The sequence below is a fragment of the Curtobacterium sp. Csp2 genome (assembly GCF_013347165.1).
In genome coordinates this window covers 1,325,270-1,342,445 of the sequence record NZ_CP054593.1, presented here as the reverse complement: position 1 = coordinate 1,342,445, position 17,176 = coordinate 1,325,270, and the positions used below count along the sequence as shown (strand labels likewise).

Sequence of the window (17,176 nt, the reverse complement as noted above, 5' to 3'; positions counted from 1 at the left end):
GTGCGCGCCGTCCGCTCGTCGTCGCCGAGGTACCCCTCGGCGAGCACCGGCCCGGCGAGCAGCAGCTCCCCGTCGTCGACCGCGGCCCGCACCGGCCCGAGGGGAACGCCGTCGTACACGCAGCCGCCGCTCGTCTCGCTCGCGCCGTAGGTCGTGACGACACGGACGCCGGCGGCACGGGCACGCTCGCGGAGGGGCACCGGGGTTGCCTGCCCGCCGACGAGCACAGCGTCGAGCGTCGCCGCGGCCGCGGTCGCCCGGGGGTCGTCGAGCACCCGCGCCAGCTGCACCGGGACGAGCGAGGTGTAGCGTCGCGGGTCGGCCGGACCGACGTCGAGCCGGTCCACCGCGTCCGCGAAGGCCGCGGGGTCGAAGTGGCCGACGGGCAGCACGACCGGGGTCGTCCCGGCGGTGATCGACCGCGTCAGGACGTTGAGGCCGGCGATGTAGTGCGTCGGCAACGCGAGGAGCCACGCGCCCGGTCCGCCGAGGGCCGCGTCCGCGGCCGCCGCACCCGCGAGGACGGCGTCGGACGACAGCGCCACCCGCTTGCCGGTCCCCGTCGAGCCGCTCGTCTCGACGACCAGGGCGACCCGCTGCTCGACGTGGGACGGTGGTGCGGTCGGCAGGGCCGGGGCGTCCTCCGCGACGGGGAGCAGCGCGGGGCCGCCGGCGAGCGCTGCCTCCAGGCCGCGCAGCACGGCCGACGGGTCGGACGCCCCCAGCGCGACCAGCGGGCGGGCCATCAGAAGTGCCAGGGGAAGGCGGTCCAGTCGGGCTCGCGCTTCTGCAGGAACGAGTCGCGGCCCTCGACCGCCTCGTCAGTGCCGTAGGCGAGGCGCGTGGCCTCGCCCGCGAAGACCTGCTGGCCGACCATCCCGTCGTCCACCGCGTTGAAGGCGTACTTGAGCATCCGGATCGCGGTCGGCGACTTGCCCAGGATCGTCTCGCCCCACGCGATGGCCTCGCGCTCCAGGTCGGCGTGCGGCACCACCTTGTTCACCGCACCCATCTCGTGGGCGCGCTGGGCGGAGTACTCCTCGGCGAGGAAGAAGACCTCGCGCGCGAGCTTCTGGCCGATCTGGCGGGCGTAGTAGGCGCTGCCGTACCCGCCGTCGAACGAGCCGACGTCGGCGTCGGTCTGCTTGAACTTCCCGTGCTCGGCGCTCGCGATCGTCAGGTCGCAGATCGCGTGCAGCGAGTGCCCGCCGCCGGCCGCCCAGCCCGGGACGACCGCGATGACGACCTTCGGCATCATGCGGATGAGACGCTGCACCTCGAGGATGTGCAGGCGGCCCATCGACGCCTGCGCCGCGGCGGGGTCGACGCCCTCGGGCGGGGCACCCTCGTCGCCGACGTACTGGTAGCCGCTTCGTCCACGGATGCGCTGGTCGCCGCCGGAGCAGAACGCCCACCCGCCGTCCTTCGGGCTCGGGCCGTTGCCGGTGAGCAGGACGACGCCGACGCGGGGGTCCTGGCGGGCGTCGTCGAGGGCGCGGTACAGCTCGTCGACCGTGCGGGGACGGAAGGCGTTCCGGACCTCGGGTCGGTCGAAGGCGACGCGGACGATGCCCTGCGACACGTGCTTGTGGTACGTGATGTCGGTGAAGTGCTCCGCGACCGGAGCCGCGGTCCAGACGTCGGGGTCGAACAGGTCGGAGACGGGGGCGGGCATGCCTCCACCGTATCGCCGGAGCCCGGGCGGGCGGTCGTGCTCGTGCTGGTGGTGCGTCGGGCCGCGTCGTGGTCGTGGTGCGTCGTGCTCGTGGTGCGTCGTGCTCGTGGTGCGTCGTGCTCGTGGTGCGTCGGGCCGGTCACATGGTGGTGAGCGCTTCGGGCGCCACCACCACCAGCAGGACGATGAGGATCACCGGGTTCGCGAAGAACGCCAGGACGACCCCGATCGCGCCGTACCAGCGGCCGAACGACCCGACCGCGGCGACGAAGCCGAGCACCGCGGCGATCAGCGTCAGGAACACCACGACGAAGCAGATGCCGAACGCGAAGGTGGTGTCGCCGCCCATGAACACCGCGAAGGCGCTGGCGTCCACCGCAGCCGAGACGATCGCGAGGCCGAGGGCGATCTTGCCGGCCATCGGGTTCTTGCGCCGGCGGGCCCGCTGCGCGAGGGTCCGGGCGTCGACGGTGTTGCGCTGCATGAGGCGCTCGAAGTCGCTCGTGCCGCTCCCGGCCGGACGGGCGCCCACCCGCTGGTTCGCGGTCCCGCGGGCCTGCTTGCCCTGCGCGGCTCGGAGCTGCTTGTCCGGCGCCGTGCGGACCTGCTTGTCCTGCGTCGTGCGGACCTGCTTGTCCTGCGTCGTGCGGGTCGGTGCGGGGGCGGATCGCCGCTGCGCGCTCGTCGCGGGCGCGGCCGCTCGCTGCGCGCGCTGCTGCGGTTCCGGCGGCACCGGCCCTCCATTCGTCACAGGGTGCGTCGCGGTCATCGCCGCGACGTCGTCCACGTGCACGCGGTCGGTCACGTGGTGCACGTGCGTCGGCGCTGGCCGACCGTCGCATGCTAATGGCCGGCCCTGGCGGTCCGCTCCGAGGAACCGGCGGACGCGCTGGACGTGTCCGGACCGTGACCTGCGGCGGGGCCCGAGCGCGCTCGCAGTCCCTGCGGGAGGATGGAGCGTGCTCCCCGACCTCGCCGACCTGACCGCCGACGCCCACGTCGTCGCCCTGCCGATGCGGGTGCGCTTCCGCGGCATCACCACCCGCGAGGCCCTCGTGCTCCGCGGCCCCGTCGGTTGGACCGAGTTCTCGCCGTTCGTCGAGTACGACGACGCCGAGGCCACCGCGTGGCTCCGCGCGGCGATCGACTTCGGCTGGAGCGACCACGAGCCGGCGGCCGACTCCGTCCCGGTGAACGCCACCGTCCCGGCCGTTCCCGCCGACCGCGTCGCCGAGGTCCTCGCCCGCTACCCCGGGTGCACGACCGCGAAGGTGAAGGTCGCCGAACCCGGGACGACCTTGGAGGACGACGTCGCCCGGGTCGCCGCGGTCCGTCGTGTGATGGGTCCGGACGCCGCCGTCCGGGTCGATGCGAACGGCCTGTGGACCTTCGACCAGGCTGTCCGGGCGCTCGAGCACCTCGCACCCCTCGACCTGCAGTACGCCGAACAGCCGGTCCGGACCGTCCCCGAGCTCGCCGACCTCCGCCGCCGGACCTCCGGGCTCGGGGTCGCGATCGCCGCCGACGAGAGCGTCCGTCGCGCCGCCGATCCCCTCGCGGTGGCACGGGCCGGCGCTGCCGACGTCCTGGTCGTGAAGGCGCAGCCGCTCGGGGGCGTGACCGCTGCGCAGCGGGTCGTCGCGGAGGCCGGACTGCCCTGCGTGGTGTCCAGCGCGCTCGACACCTCTGTCGGGCTCGGGATGGGGGCGTTCCTCGCGGCTGTGGCGATGTCCCCGGGCTACGCCGCCGGCCTCGGCACGGCGGCGATGTTCGAGGCCGACGTGACCGCGACTCCGCTCCTGCCGGTCGGCGGGCGCGTCGCCGTCCGGCGGGCCGAGGTGTCGGTCGAGCTGCTCGAGCGGCACGCCGCGGCCCCGGAGCGCCGGGCGTGGTGGCTCGGCCGGCTCCGGCGGACGCACGCCCTGCTCGCCGCGGCCTGACCCGCGGGCGGCGGCGCGTGCGCCCTTGTGGCGCGCCGAGCGGGCGCCGAGCGGGCAGGACACGCCGCGCGCGTTCGCCGCGCGGGCGCATTCCGTCGCCGGGCGACGTCGAGCGGCCCAGATGTGGCCCGCTCGAGCGCACCCGAGTCCGCGCGAGCACGCGACCGCCGGGCAGCACCCGCAACGGACAGGAGGCGCGGTGCCAGCCGGCACCGCGCCTCCCGTCCGTCACGGATCCTGGTCCGTCACAGCACCCGACGGCTCACAGGCCCGAGTAGCTGTGCAGCCCCTTGAAGAACACGTTCACGACGGCGAAGTTGAACATCACCGCGGCGAACCCGATGAGCGCCAGCCAGGACGAGCGCGCCCCGCGCCAGCCGCGCGTCGCACGGGCGTGGATGTACCCGGCGTAGAGGGTCCAGATGATGAAGGTCCAGACCTCCTTCGTGTCCCAGCCCCAGTAGCGGCCCCACGCTCGCTCGGCCCAGATGGCACCGGCGATCAGCGTGAAGGTCCAGAGGACGAAGCCGACCAGGATGACCCGGTAGCTCAGGACCTCGAGCCGGTCGGCGTCCGGCAGGGTCTCCATGAACCGCAGCTTGGTCGCGAGACCGCGGCTCTGTCGGGACGTCTGCACGAGCTGCGCCACCGCGAGCCCGGCGCCGAGGGCGAAGAACCCGGTCCCGGCGATCGCCACGAACACGTGGATGACGAGCCAGTACGACTCGAGCGCCGGCACGAGCGGCCGGACGGGCACGTAGTAGTTCACCGTGGCGATGCCGAGCAGGATGATCGTCAGGCCGCTGATGAAGACACCGAGGAACTTCAGGTTCTGCCAGAACTGCACGAGCAGGAAGATCAGCGTGATGAGCGCCGTGCCCGTGAGCGAGAACTCGAACATGTTGCCCCACGGCACACGGTCGGCCGCGATGCCCCGGAGGACGACCGCCCCGACGTGCAGCACGAGCGCGAGGATCGTCACGGCCATGCCGACGCGCTCGAACTTCGTGCCGCGGTCCGACCGACCAGCCGACTCGGCGACCTTCTCGAGCACGACCGTGCCGCCCTGGACGGTGGCGACCGTCCGCTCGGCCGCCGCGGTGGACGCCCCGGCAGCGGCGGCGGTGACCTCACCCGAGCGCTTCGCCATGTCCAGTGCGAACGCGATGAACGCGATGACGTACACGGCGATCGCCGAGTAGGTCAGCACGACCGAGTAGGTCGCGAGGTTGGTCGTCATGTCCGGGTTCACGCAGGGATCCTAACTCCGAGGTCCGACAGGTGGCGTCGAGCGATGTCCGCGACCGCTCGTTCGAGGTTGGGGTCCTCGCCGCGGGCGAGCCCGGCGTACTCCAGGTCGTACTCGCCGTGTTCCGCACCGCGACGCGGGACCGCCTTCACCCACACACGTCGGCGCGGGACGAACAGCGAGGTGAGCAGACCGAGCACCGCGAGCACCGCGAAGCCGGCGACGAAGAGCTGCGACGGGTCGTGGTGCACGTCGAGGGACACGTAGCGCTTGACGCCGTCGAACGTGATCGAGCCTGTGCCGTCGGGGAGCTCCTTCGACTGCCCGGGCTTCAGCTCGATGCTCGCCGCCTTCGACTGGCGTCCGGCGATCTGCTCGAGCCCACTCGTGTCGAGCGAGTAGACGCTCTGCGGCACGCCGCTGTCGAGCCCGAGGTCGCCGCGGTAGACCTGCAGCGTCAGCAGCGGGTTCTGCGCGTCCGGGTAGGCGCTCGCGAACGCACCGGAGCCGAGCTTCGACGCCGTCGGGTAGAAGAACCCGACCATGCCGAGCTGCGACGGCTTCGCGTCCGGGACCTTGATGACGCCGGTGGACGTGTAGTTCGCGTCCTCGGGCAGGAACGGCACGACGTCCTTGAACGCCACGTTCCCGTCGCCGTCGCGCACCGTCACCTGCATCGCGTAGCCGTTGCCGAGCAGGTACACGTTGGTGCCGCCGATGGACAGCGGCTCGTTGACGCCGAGGCGCTCCGTGCGCTCCTGGCCGTCCTTCTGACGTGCGGTGATCGTCGCCGAGTAGTCGAGCGCCTGGCCGAGGGCGTCGAGGTTGCGCTCCTCGTACGTCGTCGTGAACTTGTCGAGCGTCAGGTTGTAGCCCTGCAGGTCGGACTGGGTGAACCAGCGACCCGGGTTGAACGAGTCGTAGGAGCCGAGGACGTTCGAGAACGTCTGGCCCTCGACGAGCAGCCGCTGTCCGGTGTAGCTGAAGCCACCGCCGAGCCCGACGGCGACGAGCACACCGACGAGGGCCGCGTGGAACACGAGGTTGCCGGTCTCGCGCAGGTAGCCGCGCTCCGCGCTGACCGAGTCGCCGAAGCGCTCGACGCGGTAGCCGGACCGCTTCAGGAGCGCGGCGGCTCGCGTCACGGCGTGGTCGACGGACGGGAGGCTCGTGGCCGCGTCCGTCGCACCGCCCACGTCGGTCGTCCGGTCGCCCCGGAGCGCCGCTGCTTCGACCGGGACGGAACGGTAGCCCGCCAGGCGACCGAGCCGCACCGGGGTCCGCGGCGGGCGGGTGCGGAGGGCCTGCCAGTGGTGCTTCGTCCGCGGCACGATGCAGCCGATGAGGGACACGAACAGCAGCAGGTAGATCGCCGAGAACCACACCGAGGTGTAGGTGTCGAAGACCTGGAGCGTGTCGAGCACCGGGAAGAGCTGCGGGTGGTCGGCCTTGTACTGCACGACGCCGTTCGGGTCCGCGGTCCGCTGCGGCACGAGGGAGCCGGGGATCGCCGCGAGCGCGAGGAGCATGAGCAGGAACAGTGCGGTCCGCATGCTGGTCAGCTGCCGCCAGAAGAAGCGCAGGTAGCCGACGAACCCGAGCTTCGGCTGCGTCACCCCGCCGTCGGCGTCGTCCGCGGCCGCGGCGGCGGTGCTGTCGACGTGGTCCGACGGTCGCATGGGGTCGCCGCCGGAGACGGTGTCGTCGGGTGCGGTGGCGTCGGTCGCGGTGGCGTCCGTTGGGGCGTCGGCGCGGGCGGTGTCGTCGGCGTCGCGGTCAGACTGCGGGGACAAAGCTCTGGATCACCGCCCCGAGACTCGACATGACGGCCGACCAGATGCCGGTGACCATGAGCAGACCGATGACGATCAGGATCGCTCCTCCGATGATGTTGACGACACGCATGTGGCGCTTGACGGCGCGGATCGCCCCGGTGGCCCAGCCGGCGCCGAGCGCCACGAGGACGAACGGGACGCCGAGGCCCAGGCAGTACGCGACGCCGAGCCACATGCCCTGCCAGGCGCTGCCCGACTGCACGCTGAGCAGGTTGATCGCGGCGAGCGTCGGGCCCAGGCACGGGGTCCAGCCGAGGCCGAACACGATGCCGAGGAGCGGCGCGCCGACGAGACCCGTCGCGGGCGTCCACGACGGCTTGAGGGTGCGCTGCAGGAACGTGAACCGGCCGACGAAGACCAGCCCCATCGCGATGACCACGACGCCGAGCACCTGCGTGATGAGGTCGCGCCAGCGGACGAGCCAGAAGCCGAGCGCACCGAAGACGGTCGTGTACGCGACGAACACGGCGGTGAAGCCGAGGATGAACAGCAGCACCCCGAGCACCACACGCCCGCGACGCTGCCCGCCCTCGGCGACGCCGCCGACGTACCCGAGGTAGCCCGGGACGAGCGGCAGCACGCACGGCGACAGGAACGACACGAGCCCCGCGAGCGCGGCCACGGGCAGCGCGACGACCATCTGGCCGCTGAGGATCGCGTCGGCGAAGGGGTTGCCGGACACGGGTCAGGAGGCCTTGCCGTGCAGCTCGTCGCCGACCAGGGTCTGCAGGATGCTCGGACCGTCGACCGCGCCGAGCACACGGGCGGCGACGCGACCCTGCTTGTCGAGCACGATCGTCGCGGGCACGGCGTTCGGGGCGATCTGCCCGGAGAGCGCGAGCTGCATCGTGCCCGTCCCCGCGTCGAGCACGTTCGGGTAGTCGACCTTGAAGGTGCGCTCGAACGCGGCGGCGGTACCGGCCTCGTCCCGGACGTTGACGCCCACGAAGGCGACGTCCTGGTCGGCGTACTGGTCGTGCACCTGGTTGAGGTACTTCGCCTCGGCACGGCACGGCGGGCAGCCGGCGTACCAGAAGTTCAGGACGACGACCTTGCCGCGGAGCGCCTTCGACGAGATGGTGTCGCCGTCGGAGTCCTTCGCGCTGAACTCGACCGGGTCGGTGCGCTTGTCGGCGGCGACCTCGGTCACCGCGCCGTCGCCGGAGATGTAGTTCTGCGTGGTCCCGCTGCCGTACTGCTTGGACAGCGAGTCGTTCGACGACGAGCACCCGGCGAGCGCCACGGCGGCGATCACCGCCGTCGCCGCGAGGGTGGCGAACCGGGTTCGGGTGGACATCAGACAGCTCCTTCGTCGACGGCGGATCCGCGCAACGCGTGCGCCGGGTCCGCGTACCCGACCTCGGTGAAGCGGCCGGACGAGGTGGCGGGCACACGCTCGACGGTCGTGATGCTGGACAGGTCGCACCGGCGCTTGCGCGGGTCGTGCCACAGGGGCTCCCCCGCGAGCTTGCGGTGCACCGTCCAGATCGGCAGCTGGTGGCTCACGAGGACGACGTCGCCCTCGTCGACGCTCTCCCACGCCGTGGTGACGGCGGCGAGCATGCGGTTCGCGATGGACTCGTACGCCTCGCCCCAGCTCGGGCGGAACGGGTTCGCGATCCACGGCCACTCCGTCGGGCGACCGAGCGACCGCTTCGTGAAGCCGGGACGCTGCCCCTCGTACCGGTTCGTCGGCTCGATGAGGCGCTCGTCGAGCGAGACGTCGAGCCCGTACGCCTCGGCCCACGGCGCTGCGGACTCCTGCGTGCGCTGGAGCGGGGACGCCACGATCCGGCGAACATCGACGCCTGCTTCCTTCCACGCGGTCGCCGAAGCGGCGGCCATCCGGGCGCCGAGGTCGCTCAGGCCGAAGCCGGGCAGACGGCCGTAGAGCACTCGCCCCGGGTTGTGGACCTCGCCGTGCCGGACGAGGTGGATCCGTGTCGCGGGCATGGGTTCCAGTCTAGGTCGCTCCGCTGTTCCCACCCGCCCCACAGCGGATTCACGGATGCGGGGACGTTCAGCCGAGGCGCCCCGTCAACCGTCCGTGCAGGGCGACCGACCCGGTGTTGAGGTTCACGACCTCGACCGTCGAGCCGTGCTTCGCGAACCGCTGCTCCACGCCGTCGAGCGCGGCGACGGTGCTCGCGTCGAACACGTGCGCGTCGCTCATGTCGACGATGACGTGCTCGGGGTCCTCGGCGTACGAGAACCTGGTGACGAGGTCGTTCGACGACGCGAAGAACAGCGCGCCGCGGACCCGGTAGCGGACGGTGCGCTCGTCCACCGGCTCCCGCACGACCGTGACGAGGTGCGCCGCCCGCCGCGCGAAGACGAGTGCGGCGACGACCACCCCGACGAGCACGCCGGTGGCGAGGTTGTCGGTCGCGACGACCACCACGACCGTGATCAGCATGACGGCGGTCTCGCCGAGCGGCATCCGCCCAAGGGTGCGCGGTCGGATGCTGTGCCAGTCGAAGGTCGCGACGCACACCATGAGCATCACGGCGGTGAGCGCCGCCATCGGGATCTGCGCGACCAGGTCGTGCAGCACGATCGTCAGCACGAGCACCGAGACGCCGGCCACGAACGTCGAGATCCGGGTGCGCGCGCCGGCGGTCTTCACGTTGATGACCGTCTGGCCGATCATCGCGCAGCCGCCCGTGCCGCCGAAGAACGCGGACGCGATGTTCGCGATGCCCTGCCCCCAGGACTCCCGCCAGGCGCTCGACCGGGTCTCGGTGATCGAGTCGACGAGCTGTGCCGTGAGGAGTGTCTCGATGAGTCCGACGATCGCGACGCCGAACGCGTACGGCGCGACGATCTGCAGCGTCTCGAACGTGATCGGGACGGTGATCCCGCCGAAGCCGGGCAGTGCCGTCGGCAGGGCCCCCTCGTCGCCGACGGTCGGCACGGCGATGCCGAAGACGATCGTGATCGCCGTGACGACGACCACGGCGACGAGCGGCGCGGGGACGGCCTTCGTGAGGAACGGGAACCCGACGACGATGCCGACGCCGAGCGCGGTGAGCGGCCACACCACGACGGGCACGTCCCCGCCGAACAGGTTCGGCAGCTGCGCGGTGAAGATGAGGATGGCCAGCGCGTTCACGAACGCGACGTTGACGCTCCGCGGGATGAAGCGCATCAGCCGTGCGACCCCGAGGAACCCGAGGACGAGCTGGAACACGCCGCCGAGCACCACCGCGGGGACGAGGTAGGCGATCCCGTGGTCGCGCACGAGCGGAGCGATCACCAGGGCGACCGACCCTGCGGCGGCCGAGACCATCGCGGGGCGACCGCCGACGAAGGCGATCACCACGGCGATGACGACGCTCGAGAACAGCCCGACGGCGGGGTCGACGCCGGCGACGACCGAGAACGAGATCGCCTCGGGGATCAGGGCGAGCGCGGTGACGACGCCGGCGAGGACCTCGCGCGTCAGCATCCGCGGCGATCGGAGGGCATCGAGGACGCGCGGCGGCGTGGGGGCATGGGTGAGCACGGTCATCGAAGGCAACCCTACCCTCACGTGAGGGTAGGGTTGGACCATGAACGATGCCGGCCTCCCTGCGACCATGCACATCGGCGAGCTGGCCGAGCGTGCGGGGATGTCCCTCCGGACGATCCGGCACTACGACGAGGTCGGGCTCCTCGTCCCGAGCGGCCGCACCACCGGGGGCTTCCGCGTCTACACGGGCGACGACCTCGAGCGCCTGCTCGTGATCCGACGGATGAAGCCCCTCGGGTTCACCCTCGACGAGATGGCCGAGCTGCTCCGGGTCGTCGACGGCCTGCGCGACGCCGACCCGGACGATGCCAGGACCCGCGCCGCCCGACTCGACGCGTTCCTGGACGACGCCCGGGCTCGCCACGCGAAGCTCGTCGAGCGTGCCGGCATGGCGGAGGAGTTCATCGGGACGCTGAGCATCCTCCGCGCCTCGCTCCCCTGATGCCCCGCGAGGGGCGGCCAGGCCGCGAGCCCCACTCCCCCTGCCGTCACCGGGGCCCCCTCTCGACTCGCGACCCGACCACGCACCCGACGCTACGGACCAGGCGGACCCGACCCGTGCCTCCCGTCCGGACCTGTGGAGGACCACCCGCGGAACCCTCCCTGTGGAGGAGGCCGTAGACTCGACGACCGTGATCGAACGCACCCGTATCGCCGACCTCGCCGCCCTCCCCGACGGCCCCGTTGCCGTCGCCGGATGGGTGGAGACCGTCCGTGACCAGAAGAAGGTCCAGTTCGTCGTCCTGCGCGACGAGACCGGTGCCGCGCAGCTGGTGAACCCGGCCACGCGCGAGGCGGAGGACGGCGACGACGCCGCCCAGGCCGCCCTCGGCATCACGAACGCGATCTCCGGTCTCGCCCACGGCACCTTCGTGCACGTGCGCGGCACCCTGAAGCACGACGAGCGCGTGAAGCTCGGCGGGCTCGAGGTCAAGGTCGGCTCGCTCGAGGTGGTGAGCGCCGCGATCCCGGAGACCCCGATCGCCGACGACTCGTCCCTGGACAAGCGTCTCGACTGGCGGTTCCTGGACCTGCGCAACCGCAAGCAGAACCTGATCTTCCGCATCCAGACGACGATGGAGCACGCGTTCCGCACGTACTGGGTCGAGCGCGACTACATCGAGATCCACACCCCGAAGCTGATGGCGTCGGCGTCGGAGTCCCGCGCCGAGCTCTTCCAGCTCGAGTACTTCGAGACGACGGCCTACCTGGCGCAGTCGCCGCAGAACTTCAAGCAGATGGCGCAGCCCGCCGGCTTCGGCGCGGTGTTCGAGATCGCCGACGCCTTCCGCGCGGACCCGTCGTTCACGAGTCGGCACGCCACCGAGTTCACGAGCGTCGACGCCGAGATCTCGTGGGTGGAGTCGCACGCCGACGTCATGGCCATGCACGAGGAGCTGCTCGTCGCCGGCTTCACCGCCGTCAAGGAGAAGTACGGCAAGGAGATCGAGGAGGTCTTCGGCTTCGAGTTCGTCGTGCCGACCGCCCCGTTCCCCCGCGTCACCCTCGCCGAGGCCCGGAAGATCGTCGCCGACAGCGGCTACGAGGTCGTGCGCGCCGACGGCGACCTGGACCCCGAGGGCGAGCGCCGCGTGAGCGCCTGGGCGAAGGAGACGCACGGCTCGGAGTTCGTGTTCGTCACCGACTACGACGCCACGATCCGGCCGTACTACCACATGCGTCACGAGGACGACCCGACGCTCACGAACAGCTACGACCTGCTGTTCAACGGCGCCGAGATCTCCACCGGCGCGCAGCGCGAGCACCGCGTCGAGCGCCTCGCGGCGCAGGCCGAGGAGAAGGGTCTCGACACCGCCGAGATCGACTGGTACCTCGACTTCTTCCGCTACGGCGTCCCGCCGCACGGCGGCTTCGGCATGGGCCTCGCCCGCGTGCTCATGCTCGCGCTGCACGAGCCGTCGATCCGCGAGGTCACGTACCTGTTCCGCGGCCCGACGCGCCTCACCCCGTAGGCACCGGCGACACGAGAACGGCCACCCTCCTGCAGGAGGGTGGCCGTTCTGGTGTCCAGGACCGGGGACGGTCCCGGCTGGTCGCGTGTCTGGGCTGGTCGTGCTCGGACGGGAGGCGCGGATCACCGCTCCCAGTCGATGGCCGCCCGCGACGTGACGAGTCCTCGGATCTCCGCTGCCGCCGCCTGGTGGTCGGGGTGCACCTGGTACGCGTCCAGCCCGACGAGGTCGTCGAACGTCGCGACGACCGCAACGTCCTGGTTCTTCCCCGGGTAGGCGACGTTCTCGACGACCTCGAGGGACCGGATCGTGTCGACGGTGCCGACCAGGCCGGTCAGCAGTTCGCGGATACGGTCGATCGACGCCGAGCGGTCGAGGTCCTCCCGCAGGGTCCAGGAGACGACGTGGTGGATCATGCGCGGGCCTCGGCCTTCTCGAGGGCACGGTGGAGCCGGTCGGCGTCCACGTGCCAGTTGCTGTGGACCCGCCCGTCGACCAGGACGACCGGGATGTCCTCGGCGTACTGCTCGCGCAGCGCGTCGTCGTCCAGGATCGACCGCTCCTGCAGGGTGGTGCCGGGGTGGTCGGCCACGACCCGCTCGACGATGGGTCGGGCGTCGTCGCAGAGGTGGCAGCCGGGCTTCGTCAACAGGGTCACGGCGGGCATGTCATCACCCTAGCCCGCAGGGGAACCGGCGCGCGGACACACGAAAGCCCCGGCGGACCGGGGCTTCGGGTGCAAGTACTGGACTTACTTCTTGTTGCGACGCTGGTGGCGCGTCTTGCGAAGGAGCTTGCGGTGCTTCTTCTTCGCCATGCGCTTGCGACGCTTCTTGATGACAGAACCCATAGTGGACCTCGCTCGGAACGATGCTGATGTGTGGACACCGGGCCCGAAGAGACCGCGGAAAATCAACCCGGCCGAGTCTAGCGGAGCGCAGCGGTCCTGTCGAACGAGCGGCGTGGCCGGGCGGACGGGCGCTAGCCGACGTCGGCGACCCCGCCGCCGCGCAGGACGTCGGCGACCGCGGACTCCGGGACGCGGAACGACCGGCCGAAGCGGATCGCGGGCAGCTCACCGGCGTGCACCATCCGGTAGACCGTCATCTTGGAGACCCGCATCATCTCGGCAACCTCTGCGACGGTGAGGAAGCGCACGTCGTCGAAACTGCCGCTCATGGTGGTCCTTCGGGTGACCCGCGCTCCCGCGCGGGATGGGTGTGACCTGTGTGGTCTCTGGTAACTGTAGGGGCCGACGGGACGACGTGTCCAGGCACTTCCGAGGCTCGGGGCCGAACCGTGACGTCAGTCGTCCTCGCCCCGTCGGGTGAAGCGCTTCCGACTGCTCTCGACGACGCGCTCCCAGCCCTGCTGCGCCCCGCTGAACGCCGCGGTCGCGCGGTAGGACGCCTCGGCCATCACGCGGCCGAGCTCCGTGCCGACCTCGACCGTGGCCTTGCCGGCGGTGCCGTTGCGGCGGATCGAGACCGGCTGGCCGTCGAGCGTCCAGGCCGTCGTGGCGGGGGTGCCGTCGGCGTCCACCGCGCCGGTGAACGGGACGACCCACTCCTCGAGCCGGACGAGGGGCTCGGGGTCGAGACGGTAGAAGCGGTGCTGACCCTCCTCGCGCGTGGAGACGAGGCCGTTGTCCCGCAGGACCCGGAGGTGCTTCGACACGGTCGGCTGACTCACGCCGAGCTTCGTGACGAGCTGCCCGACGCTGAGTTCGCCGCCGGTGCTGTCCGACCCGTACGCGGCGAGCAGCGCACCGAGCAGTTCGCGCCGGGTCGGGTCCGCCACGACGGTGAAGATGTCGGCCATGCGGCAAGGCTAGTCGGGCGGGCACGGATGTACCATGACCGCTGTCCCGCCCATGTCCCCGGAGGCATACGATGCTCGACCGCACCGAGCCGCTCCCGCCCCAGGTGAGCGCCTCCCGGCGACAGGTGAGCCGGATCGCCGCGGTGCTGAGGTCCTCGCCCTCCCGACTGGCGATCCTCGTCTTCATCGCGCTGGTGTTCCTGTTCACGCTGCTGTTCATGACGCCGATGGCCTCGGCGGACGGCACGACGACGCACTTCTCGGACGCCCTGTTCACCGCCGCGTCGGTGGTCTGCGTCACCGGACTCGCCACGGTCGACATGGCCACGCACTGGTCGGTGTTCGGCAAGACCCTCGTGGTGATCGGCACGCAGATCGGCGCCGTCGGGGTCCTGACCTTCGCGTCGATCCTCGGGCTCGTGGTGACCCGTCGGCTCGGGCTCCGCGCGAAGCTCATCGCCGCGGGCGACTCGAACCCGCTCCGCACCCACCACGGCGCCGTCCCCGAGGGCCAGGCGGTCCGGCTCGGCGAGGTCGGCACGCTCCTGCTGACGGTGGCGGTGAGCACGCTGACGATCGAGATCGCCGTCGGGCTCCTGCTCCTGCCGTCCGTGCTCGTCGCCGGGTACCCGTTCTGGACGGCGGTGGGCGACTCCTTCTACTACGCGGCGATGGCGTTCACGAACACGGGGTTCGCACCGAACGCCGACGGCCTCGCGCCGTTCACCCACGACTACTGGTTCCTGTCGCTCCTCATGGTCGCCGTCGTCCTCGGGTCGATCGGCTTCCCGGTCATCCGGACGCTCACCAAGCAGCTCCGCTCCCCGCGGCGGTGGCCCATCCACGTCAAGCTCACGCTGACCACGAGTGCGGTCCTGCTGCTCCTCGGCGCCGTCGTCTACATCGCGCTCGAGGCCTCGAACCCCCGCACGCTCGGATCCGAGGGCGCCGGGCACACGGCGTTCCAGGCCCTCTTCTTCTCGACGATGACCCGCTCGGGCGGCTTCGCGACGATCGACGTCGAGCAGATGCACGGCGCGAGCCTGCTCGTCACCGACATGCTCATGTTCATCGGCGGCGGCTCGGCCTCGACCGCCGGTGGCATCAAGGTGACGACCCTCGCCGTGCTGTTCCTCGCCGCCGTCGCCGAGGCCCGGGGCCGCCGCAGCATGGAGGCGTTCGGCCGCCGCATCCCGAGCGACGTCCTCCGCGTCGCCGTCGCCGTCGTGCTGTGGGGCGCGACGATCGTCGCCGTCGCCACCGTCGTGCTCCTGCAGATCACCGGCGACTCCCTGGACCGCGTGCTGTTCGAGGTCATCTCGGCCTTCGCCACGTGCGGCCTGTCCTCCGGGATCTCGGCCGAGCTGCCCGAGTCCGGCAAGTACGTGCTCGCCGCCACGATGTTCCTCGGCCGGGTCGGTACAGTGACGATCGCCGCAGCCCTGGCCGCCAGCCAGAGCCGGCAGCTGTTCCGCCGACCCGAAGAGAGGCCCATCGTTGGCTGACCGACGCGCCGACCGCCGTGCGCCCCACCCCGTCACCGGAGCCGTGAGCCACGACGCCCCCGTGCTCGTCCTCGGCCTCGGCCGCTTCGGCGCCGCGACCGCCGGGCAGCTCGAGCGCCAGAACCGCGAGGTCCTCGTCGTCGACACCGACGCCGCGCTCGTGCAGAAGTGGTCGGACCGCGTCACGCACGCGGTGCAGGCGGACGCCACCGACATCGACGCCCTGCGGCAGATCGGCGCGCAGGACTTCGCGATCGCCGTGGTCGCGGTCGGTTCGCACCTGGAGTCGAGTGTCCTCATCACCTCGAACCTCGTCGACCTCGGGATCCCGCAGATCTGGGCGAAGGCCGTCAGCCGGTCGCACGGCACGATCCTGTCCCGCATCGGCGCGAACCACGTCGTCTACCCGGAGCGCGAGGCCGGCGAGCGGACCGCCCACCTGGTCTCGGGACGCATGCTCGACTTCATCGAGTTCGACGACGACTTCGCGGTGGTCAAGATGCACCCGCCCCGCGCGGTGCGCGGCAAGGACCTCGCCACGACGGTCATCCGCACGCGGCACGGACTCACCGTGCTCGGCATCAAGTCGCCGGGGCGGGCGTTCGTGCCGGCGACGCCGGACAGCGTGATCGGCGAGGACGACGTGATCATCGTCTCCGGCACCGAGACGGACCTGGAACGCTTCGCGGCGCTCGAGTGACCCGCTGACGGCCTGGAGGCTCGTGGCGGGGCCCGCCACGAGCCTCCCGTCCGGTGCTCGTCGCCGCCGGCGACGCGTGGCCGGGACCGCGCGCCGTCAGGACCGCGCGATCTCCTCGGCCCGTGCGATCGCCGCGCGCGACGCGCGCTCCAGCGTGTCTGCGAGGTCCGCGTCCTGCAGGACGGCGACGGCGCGCTCGGTCGTGCCGGCCGGGCTGGTGACCGCCCGGCGGAGGTCCGCGGGCTCCCGCCCGGAGGCTGCCAGCAGCTCGACCGCGCCGCGGAGCGTCCCCTGCACCATCGCGGCGGCCTGGTCGTGGTCGAAGCCGAGGCGCTCGGCGGCCTCCTGCCACTGCTCGACGAGCAGGAAGACGTAGGCGGGTCCGGAACCGGAGACGGCGGACAGGGCGTCGAGGCGGTCCTCCGGCACGGTGAGCACGGTCCCGGAGACGCTGAACACGGACGACGCGAGCGCGACCGCGTCGTCGTCGGCGGTCACGCCGGCGCTGATGCCGGTGACGCCGTGCCCGACGCCGATCGGGGTGTTCGGCAGTGCACGGACGACGCGGACGCCGGCGGGCACGCGGGCTTCCATCGCGGCGGTGGTCGTACCGACGGCGACGCTGACGACCACGGCGCCCGGGTGCAGGGACGCAGCGACCTCGTCGAGCACGTCGGCCACCATGTACGGCTTGACCCCGAGCACCACGAGGTCGGCGCCGCGGACCGCGTGCCGGTTGGCGTCCGGGTCCGTGTCGGTGGCGAGGGCGTCGAGCCCGCGCTCCCGCAGTGCCGCAGCCGAGCCCTCGGACTTCGTCGTGAGCGTCACGGTCGCCGGGTCGAGCCCCGCGGCGAGCAGGCCGTCGAGGACCGCGCCGGACATGGAGCCGACGCCGAGCATGGCGGTGCGGGGCAGTTCGATCGTCATGCTCCCGACCCTATCCAGCGACCTCGCGCACCGGTCGCGC

The 17,176-nt window shown here is 71.9% G+C and carries 20 protein-coding genes; 5 read left to right on the top strand and 15 right to left on the bottom strand.

Features of this window, described 5'->3' with window-relative positions:
* From HUN59_RS06725 to HUN59_RS06715, 3 genes are all read right to left on the bottom strand, one after another.
* Positions 1-746: AMP-binding protein (locus tag HUN59_RS06725; RefSeq protein ID WP_174779409.1), on the bottom strand; the 746-nt coding region annotated here is incomplete at its 3' end.
* The gene (locus tag HUN59_RS06720) at positions 746-1,675 is read right to left on the bottom strand and encodes a 1,4-dihydroxy-2-naphthoyl-CoA synthase (protein WP_174777920.1); all 930 of its coding nucleotides are present in this window, start codon (positions 1,673-1,675) and stop codon (positions 746-748) included. The genes HUN59_RS06725 and HUN59_RS06720, both read right to left, overlap by 1 nt.
* A 139-nt stretch (positions 1,676-1,814) precedes the next feature.
* Positions 1,815-2,480 (bottom strand): hypothetical protein, encoded by a 666-nt coding sequence (locus HUN59_RS06715; protein ID WP_174777919.1) that lies wholly within the window; start codon positions 2,478-2,480, stop codon positions 1,815-1,817.
* A 154-nt stretch (positions 2,481-2,634) separates the two neighbouring features.
* On the opposite strand from HUN59_RS06715, the gene HUN59_RS06710 reads away from it, so the two are divergent.
* Positions 2,635-3,615 (top strand): o-succinylbenzoate synthase, encoded by a 981-nt coding sequence (locus HUN59_RS06710; RefSeq protein ID WP_174777918.1) that lies wholly within the window; start codon positions 2,635-2,637, stop codon positions 3,613-3,615.
* 262 nt (positions 3,616-3,877) lie between these two features.
* Here HUN59_RS06710 and ccsB read toward each other — a convergent pair whose 3' ends face one another.
* From ccsB to HUN59_RS06680, 6 genes are all read right to left on the bottom strand, one after another.
* On the bottom strand, positions 3,878-4,855 hold the full coding sequence (ccsB, locus tag HUN59_RS06705) for a c-type cytochrome biogenesis protein CcsB (RefSeq protein ID WP_174779408.1): 978 nt from the start codon (positions 4,853-4,855) through the stop codon (positions 3,878-3,880).
* Positions 4,856-4,863: 8 nt separating this feature from the next.
* Positions 4,864-6,543 (bottom strand): cytochrome c biogenesis protein ResB, encoded by a 1,680-nt coding sequence (gene resB, locus HUN59_RS06700; protein WP_174779407.1) that lies wholly within the window; start codon positions 6,541-6,543, stop codon positions 4,864-4,866.
* A gap of 97 nt (positions 6,544-6,640) precedes the next feature.
* Entirely contained in the window at positions 6,641-7,339 is a 699-nt protein-coding gene (locus HUN59_RS06695) for a cytochrome c biogenesis CcdA family protein (protein ID WP_114849874.1), read from the bottom strand.
* A 45-nt stretch (positions 7,340-7,384) separates the two neighbouring features.
* On the bottom strand, positions 7,385-7,996 hold the full coding sequence (locus tag HUN59_RS06690; RefSeq protein WP_174777917.1) for a TlpA family protein disulfide reductase: 612 nt from the start codon (positions 7,994-7,996) through the stop codon (positions 7,385-7,387).
* On the bottom strand, positions 7,996-8,652 hold the full coding sequence (locus HUN59_RS06685; RefSeq protein WP_058742567.1) for a histidine phosphatase family protein: 657 nt from the start codon (positions 8,650-8,652) through the stop codon (positions 7,996-7,998). The genes HUN59_RS06690 and HUN59_RS06685 overlap by 1 nt, the downstream gene beginning before the upstream one ends.
* Positions 8,653-8,719: 67 nt before the next feature.
* Positions 8,720-10,210 carry a SulP family inorganic anion transporter gene (locus HUN59_RS06680; RefSeq protein ID WP_058742566.1) on the bottom strand — a complete coding sequence of 497 codons (1,491 nt, stop codon included), beginning with the start codon at positions 10,208-10,210 and terminating at the stop codon, positions 8,720-8,722.
* Between the two features lie 40 nt (positions 10,211-10,250).
* Here HUN59_RS06680 and HUN59_RS06675 point away from each other — a divergent pair, with 40 nt between their 5' ends.
* Together HUN59_RS06675 and aspS are read left to right on the top strand one after the other, a co-directional pair.
* Positions 10,251-10,652, top strand: coding sequence for a helix-turn-helix domain-containing protein (locus HUN59_RS06675; RefSeq protein WP_174777916.1), 402 nt, complete (start codon positions 10,251-10,253; stop codon positions 10,650-10,652).
* 190 nt (positions 10,653-10,842) lie between these two features.
* Positions 10,843-12,183, top strand: a complete 1,341-nt coding sequence (gene aspS, locus HUN59_RS06670) for an aspartate--tRNA(Asn) ligase (protein ID WP_174777915.1) — start codon at positions 10,843-10,845, stop codon at positions 12,181-12,183.
* Between the two features lie 122 nt (positions 12,184-12,305).
* Here aspS and HUN59_RS06665 read toward each other — a convergent pair whose 3' ends face one another.
* From HUN59_RS06665 to HUN59_RS06645, 5 genes are all read right to left on the bottom strand, one after another.
* Complete coding sequence (locus HUN59_RS06665; RefSeq protein WP_058741924.1) at positions 12,306-12,599, bottom strand: Dabb family protein; 294 nt, start codon at positions 12,597-12,599, stop codon at positions 12,306-12,308.
* Complete coding sequence (locus HUN59_RS06660) at positions 12,596-12,850, bottom strand: glutaredoxin family protein (RefSeq protein WP_058741923.1); 255 nt, start codon at positions 12,848-12,850, stop codon at positions 12,596-12,598. Before HUN59_RS06660 ends, HUN59_RS06665 begins: the two co-directional genes overlap by 4 nt.
* A gap of 84 nt (positions 12,851-12,934) precedes the next feature.
* Positions 12,935-13,033: a 30S ribosomal protein bS22 gene (locus HUN59_RS06655; RefSeq protein ID WP_003792170.1), complete on the bottom strand. Its 99-nt coding sequence runs from the start codon at positions 13,031-13,033 to the stop codon at positions 12,935-12,937.
* Between the two features lie 131 nt (positions 13,034-13,164).
* The gene (locus tag HUN59_RS06650; RefSeq protein WP_058741922.1) at positions 13,165-13,362 is read right to left on the bottom strand and encodes a helix-turn-helix domain-containing protein; all 198 of its coding nucleotides are present in this window, start codon (positions 13,360-13,362) and stop codon (positions 13,165-13,167) included.
* A gap of 126 nt (positions 13,363-13,488) precedes the next feature.
* A complete protein-coding gene (locus tag HUN59_RS06645) occupies positions 13,489-14,004 on the bottom strand; it encodes an ArsR/SmtB family transcription factor (RefSeq protein WP_083519949.1) in 516 nt (171 codons plus the stop codon).
* A 71-nt stretch (positions 14,005-14,075) separates the two neighbouring features.
* Between HUN59_RS06645 and HUN59_RS06640 the strand changes: the two genes are divergently transcribed.
* Positions 14,076-15,509, top strand: coding sequence for a TrkH family potassium uptake protein (locus tag HUN59_RS06640; RefSeq protein ID WP_058741921.1), 1,434 nt, complete (start codon positions 14,076-14,078; stop codon positions 15,507-15,509).
* Positions 15,502-16,209: a potassium channel family protein gene (locus HUN59_RS06635; protein WP_217507587.1), complete on the top strand. Its 708-nt coding sequence runs from the start codon at positions 15,502-15,504 to the stop codon at positions 16,207-16,209. Before HUN59_RS06640 ends, HUN59_RS06635 begins: the two co-directional genes overlap by 8 nt.
* A gap of 96 nt (positions 16,210-16,305) precedes the next feature.
* Here HUN59_RS06635 and proC read toward each other — a convergent pair whose 3' ends face one another.
* Positions 16,306-17,136 carry a pyrroline-5-carboxylate reductase gene (gene proC, locus HUN59_RS06630; protein ID WP_174777914.1) on the bottom strand — a complete coding sequence of 277 codons (831 nt, stop codon included), beginning with the start codon at positions 17,134-17,136 and terminating at the stop codon, positions 16,306-16,308.
* Positions 17,137-17,176: the final 40 nt, after the last annotated feature.

Coding starts and splice junctions, on each gene's coding strand:
- HUN59_RS06720 (WP_174777920.1), bottom strand. CDS start 1,675: ATGCCCGCCCCCGTCTCCGACCTGTTCGACCCCGACGTCTGGACCGCG.
- ccsB (WP_174779408.1), bottom strand. CDS start 4,855: ATGACGACCAACCTCGCGACCTACTCGGTCGTGCTGACCTACTCGGCG.
- resB (WP_174779407.1), bottom strand. CDS start 6,543: ATGCGACCGTCGGACCACGTCGACAGCACCGCCGCCGCGGCCGCGGAC.
- HUN59_RS06695 (WP_114849874.1), bottom strand. CDS start 7,339: ATGGTCGTCGCGCTGCCCGTGGCCGCGCTCGCGGGGCTCGTGTCGTTC.
- HUN59_RS06690 (WP_174777917.1), bottom strand. CDS start 7,996: ATGTCCACCCGAACCCGGTTCGCCACCCTCGCGGCGACGGCGGTGATC.
- HUN59_RS06685 (WP_058742567.1), bottom strand. CDS start 8,652: ATGCCCGCGACACGGATCCACCTCGTCCGGCACGGCGAGGTCCACAAC.
- HUN59_RS06680 (WP_058742566.1), bottom strand. CDS start 10,210: ATGACCGTGCTCACCCATGCCCCCACGCCGCCGCGCGTCCTCGATGCC.
- HUN59_RS06675 (WP_174777916.1), top strand. CDS start 10,251: ATGAACGATGCCGGCCTCCCTGCGACCATGCACATCGGCGAGCTGGCC.
- HUN59_RS06665 (WP_058741924.1), bottom strand. CDS start 12,599: ATGATCCACCACGTCGTCTCCTGGACCCTGCGGGAGGACCTCGACCGC.
- HUN59_RS06660 (WP_058741923.1), bottom strand. CDS start 12,850: ATGCCCGCCGTGACCCTGTTGACGAAGCCCGGCTGCCACCTCTGCGAC.
- HUN59_RS06655 (WP_003792170.1), bottom strand. CDS start 13,033: ATGGGTTCTGTCATCAAGAAGCGTCGCAAGCGCATGGCGAAGAAGAAG.
- HUN59_RS06650 (WP_058741922.1), bottom strand. CDS start 13,362: ATGAGCGGCAGTTTCGACGACGTGCGCTTCCTCACCGTCGCAGAGGTT.
- HUN59_RS06645 (WP_083519949.1), bottom strand. CDS start 14,004: ATGGCCGACATCTTCACCGTCGTGGCGGACCCGACCCGGCGCGAACTG.
- HUN59_RS06640 (WP_058741921.1), top strand. CDS start 14,076: ATGCTCGACCGCACCGAGCCGCTCCCGCCCCAGGTGAGCGCCTCCCGG.
- proC (WP_174777914.1), bottom strand. CDS start 17,136: ATGACGATCGAACTGCCCCGCACCGCCATGCTCGGCGTCGGCTCCATG.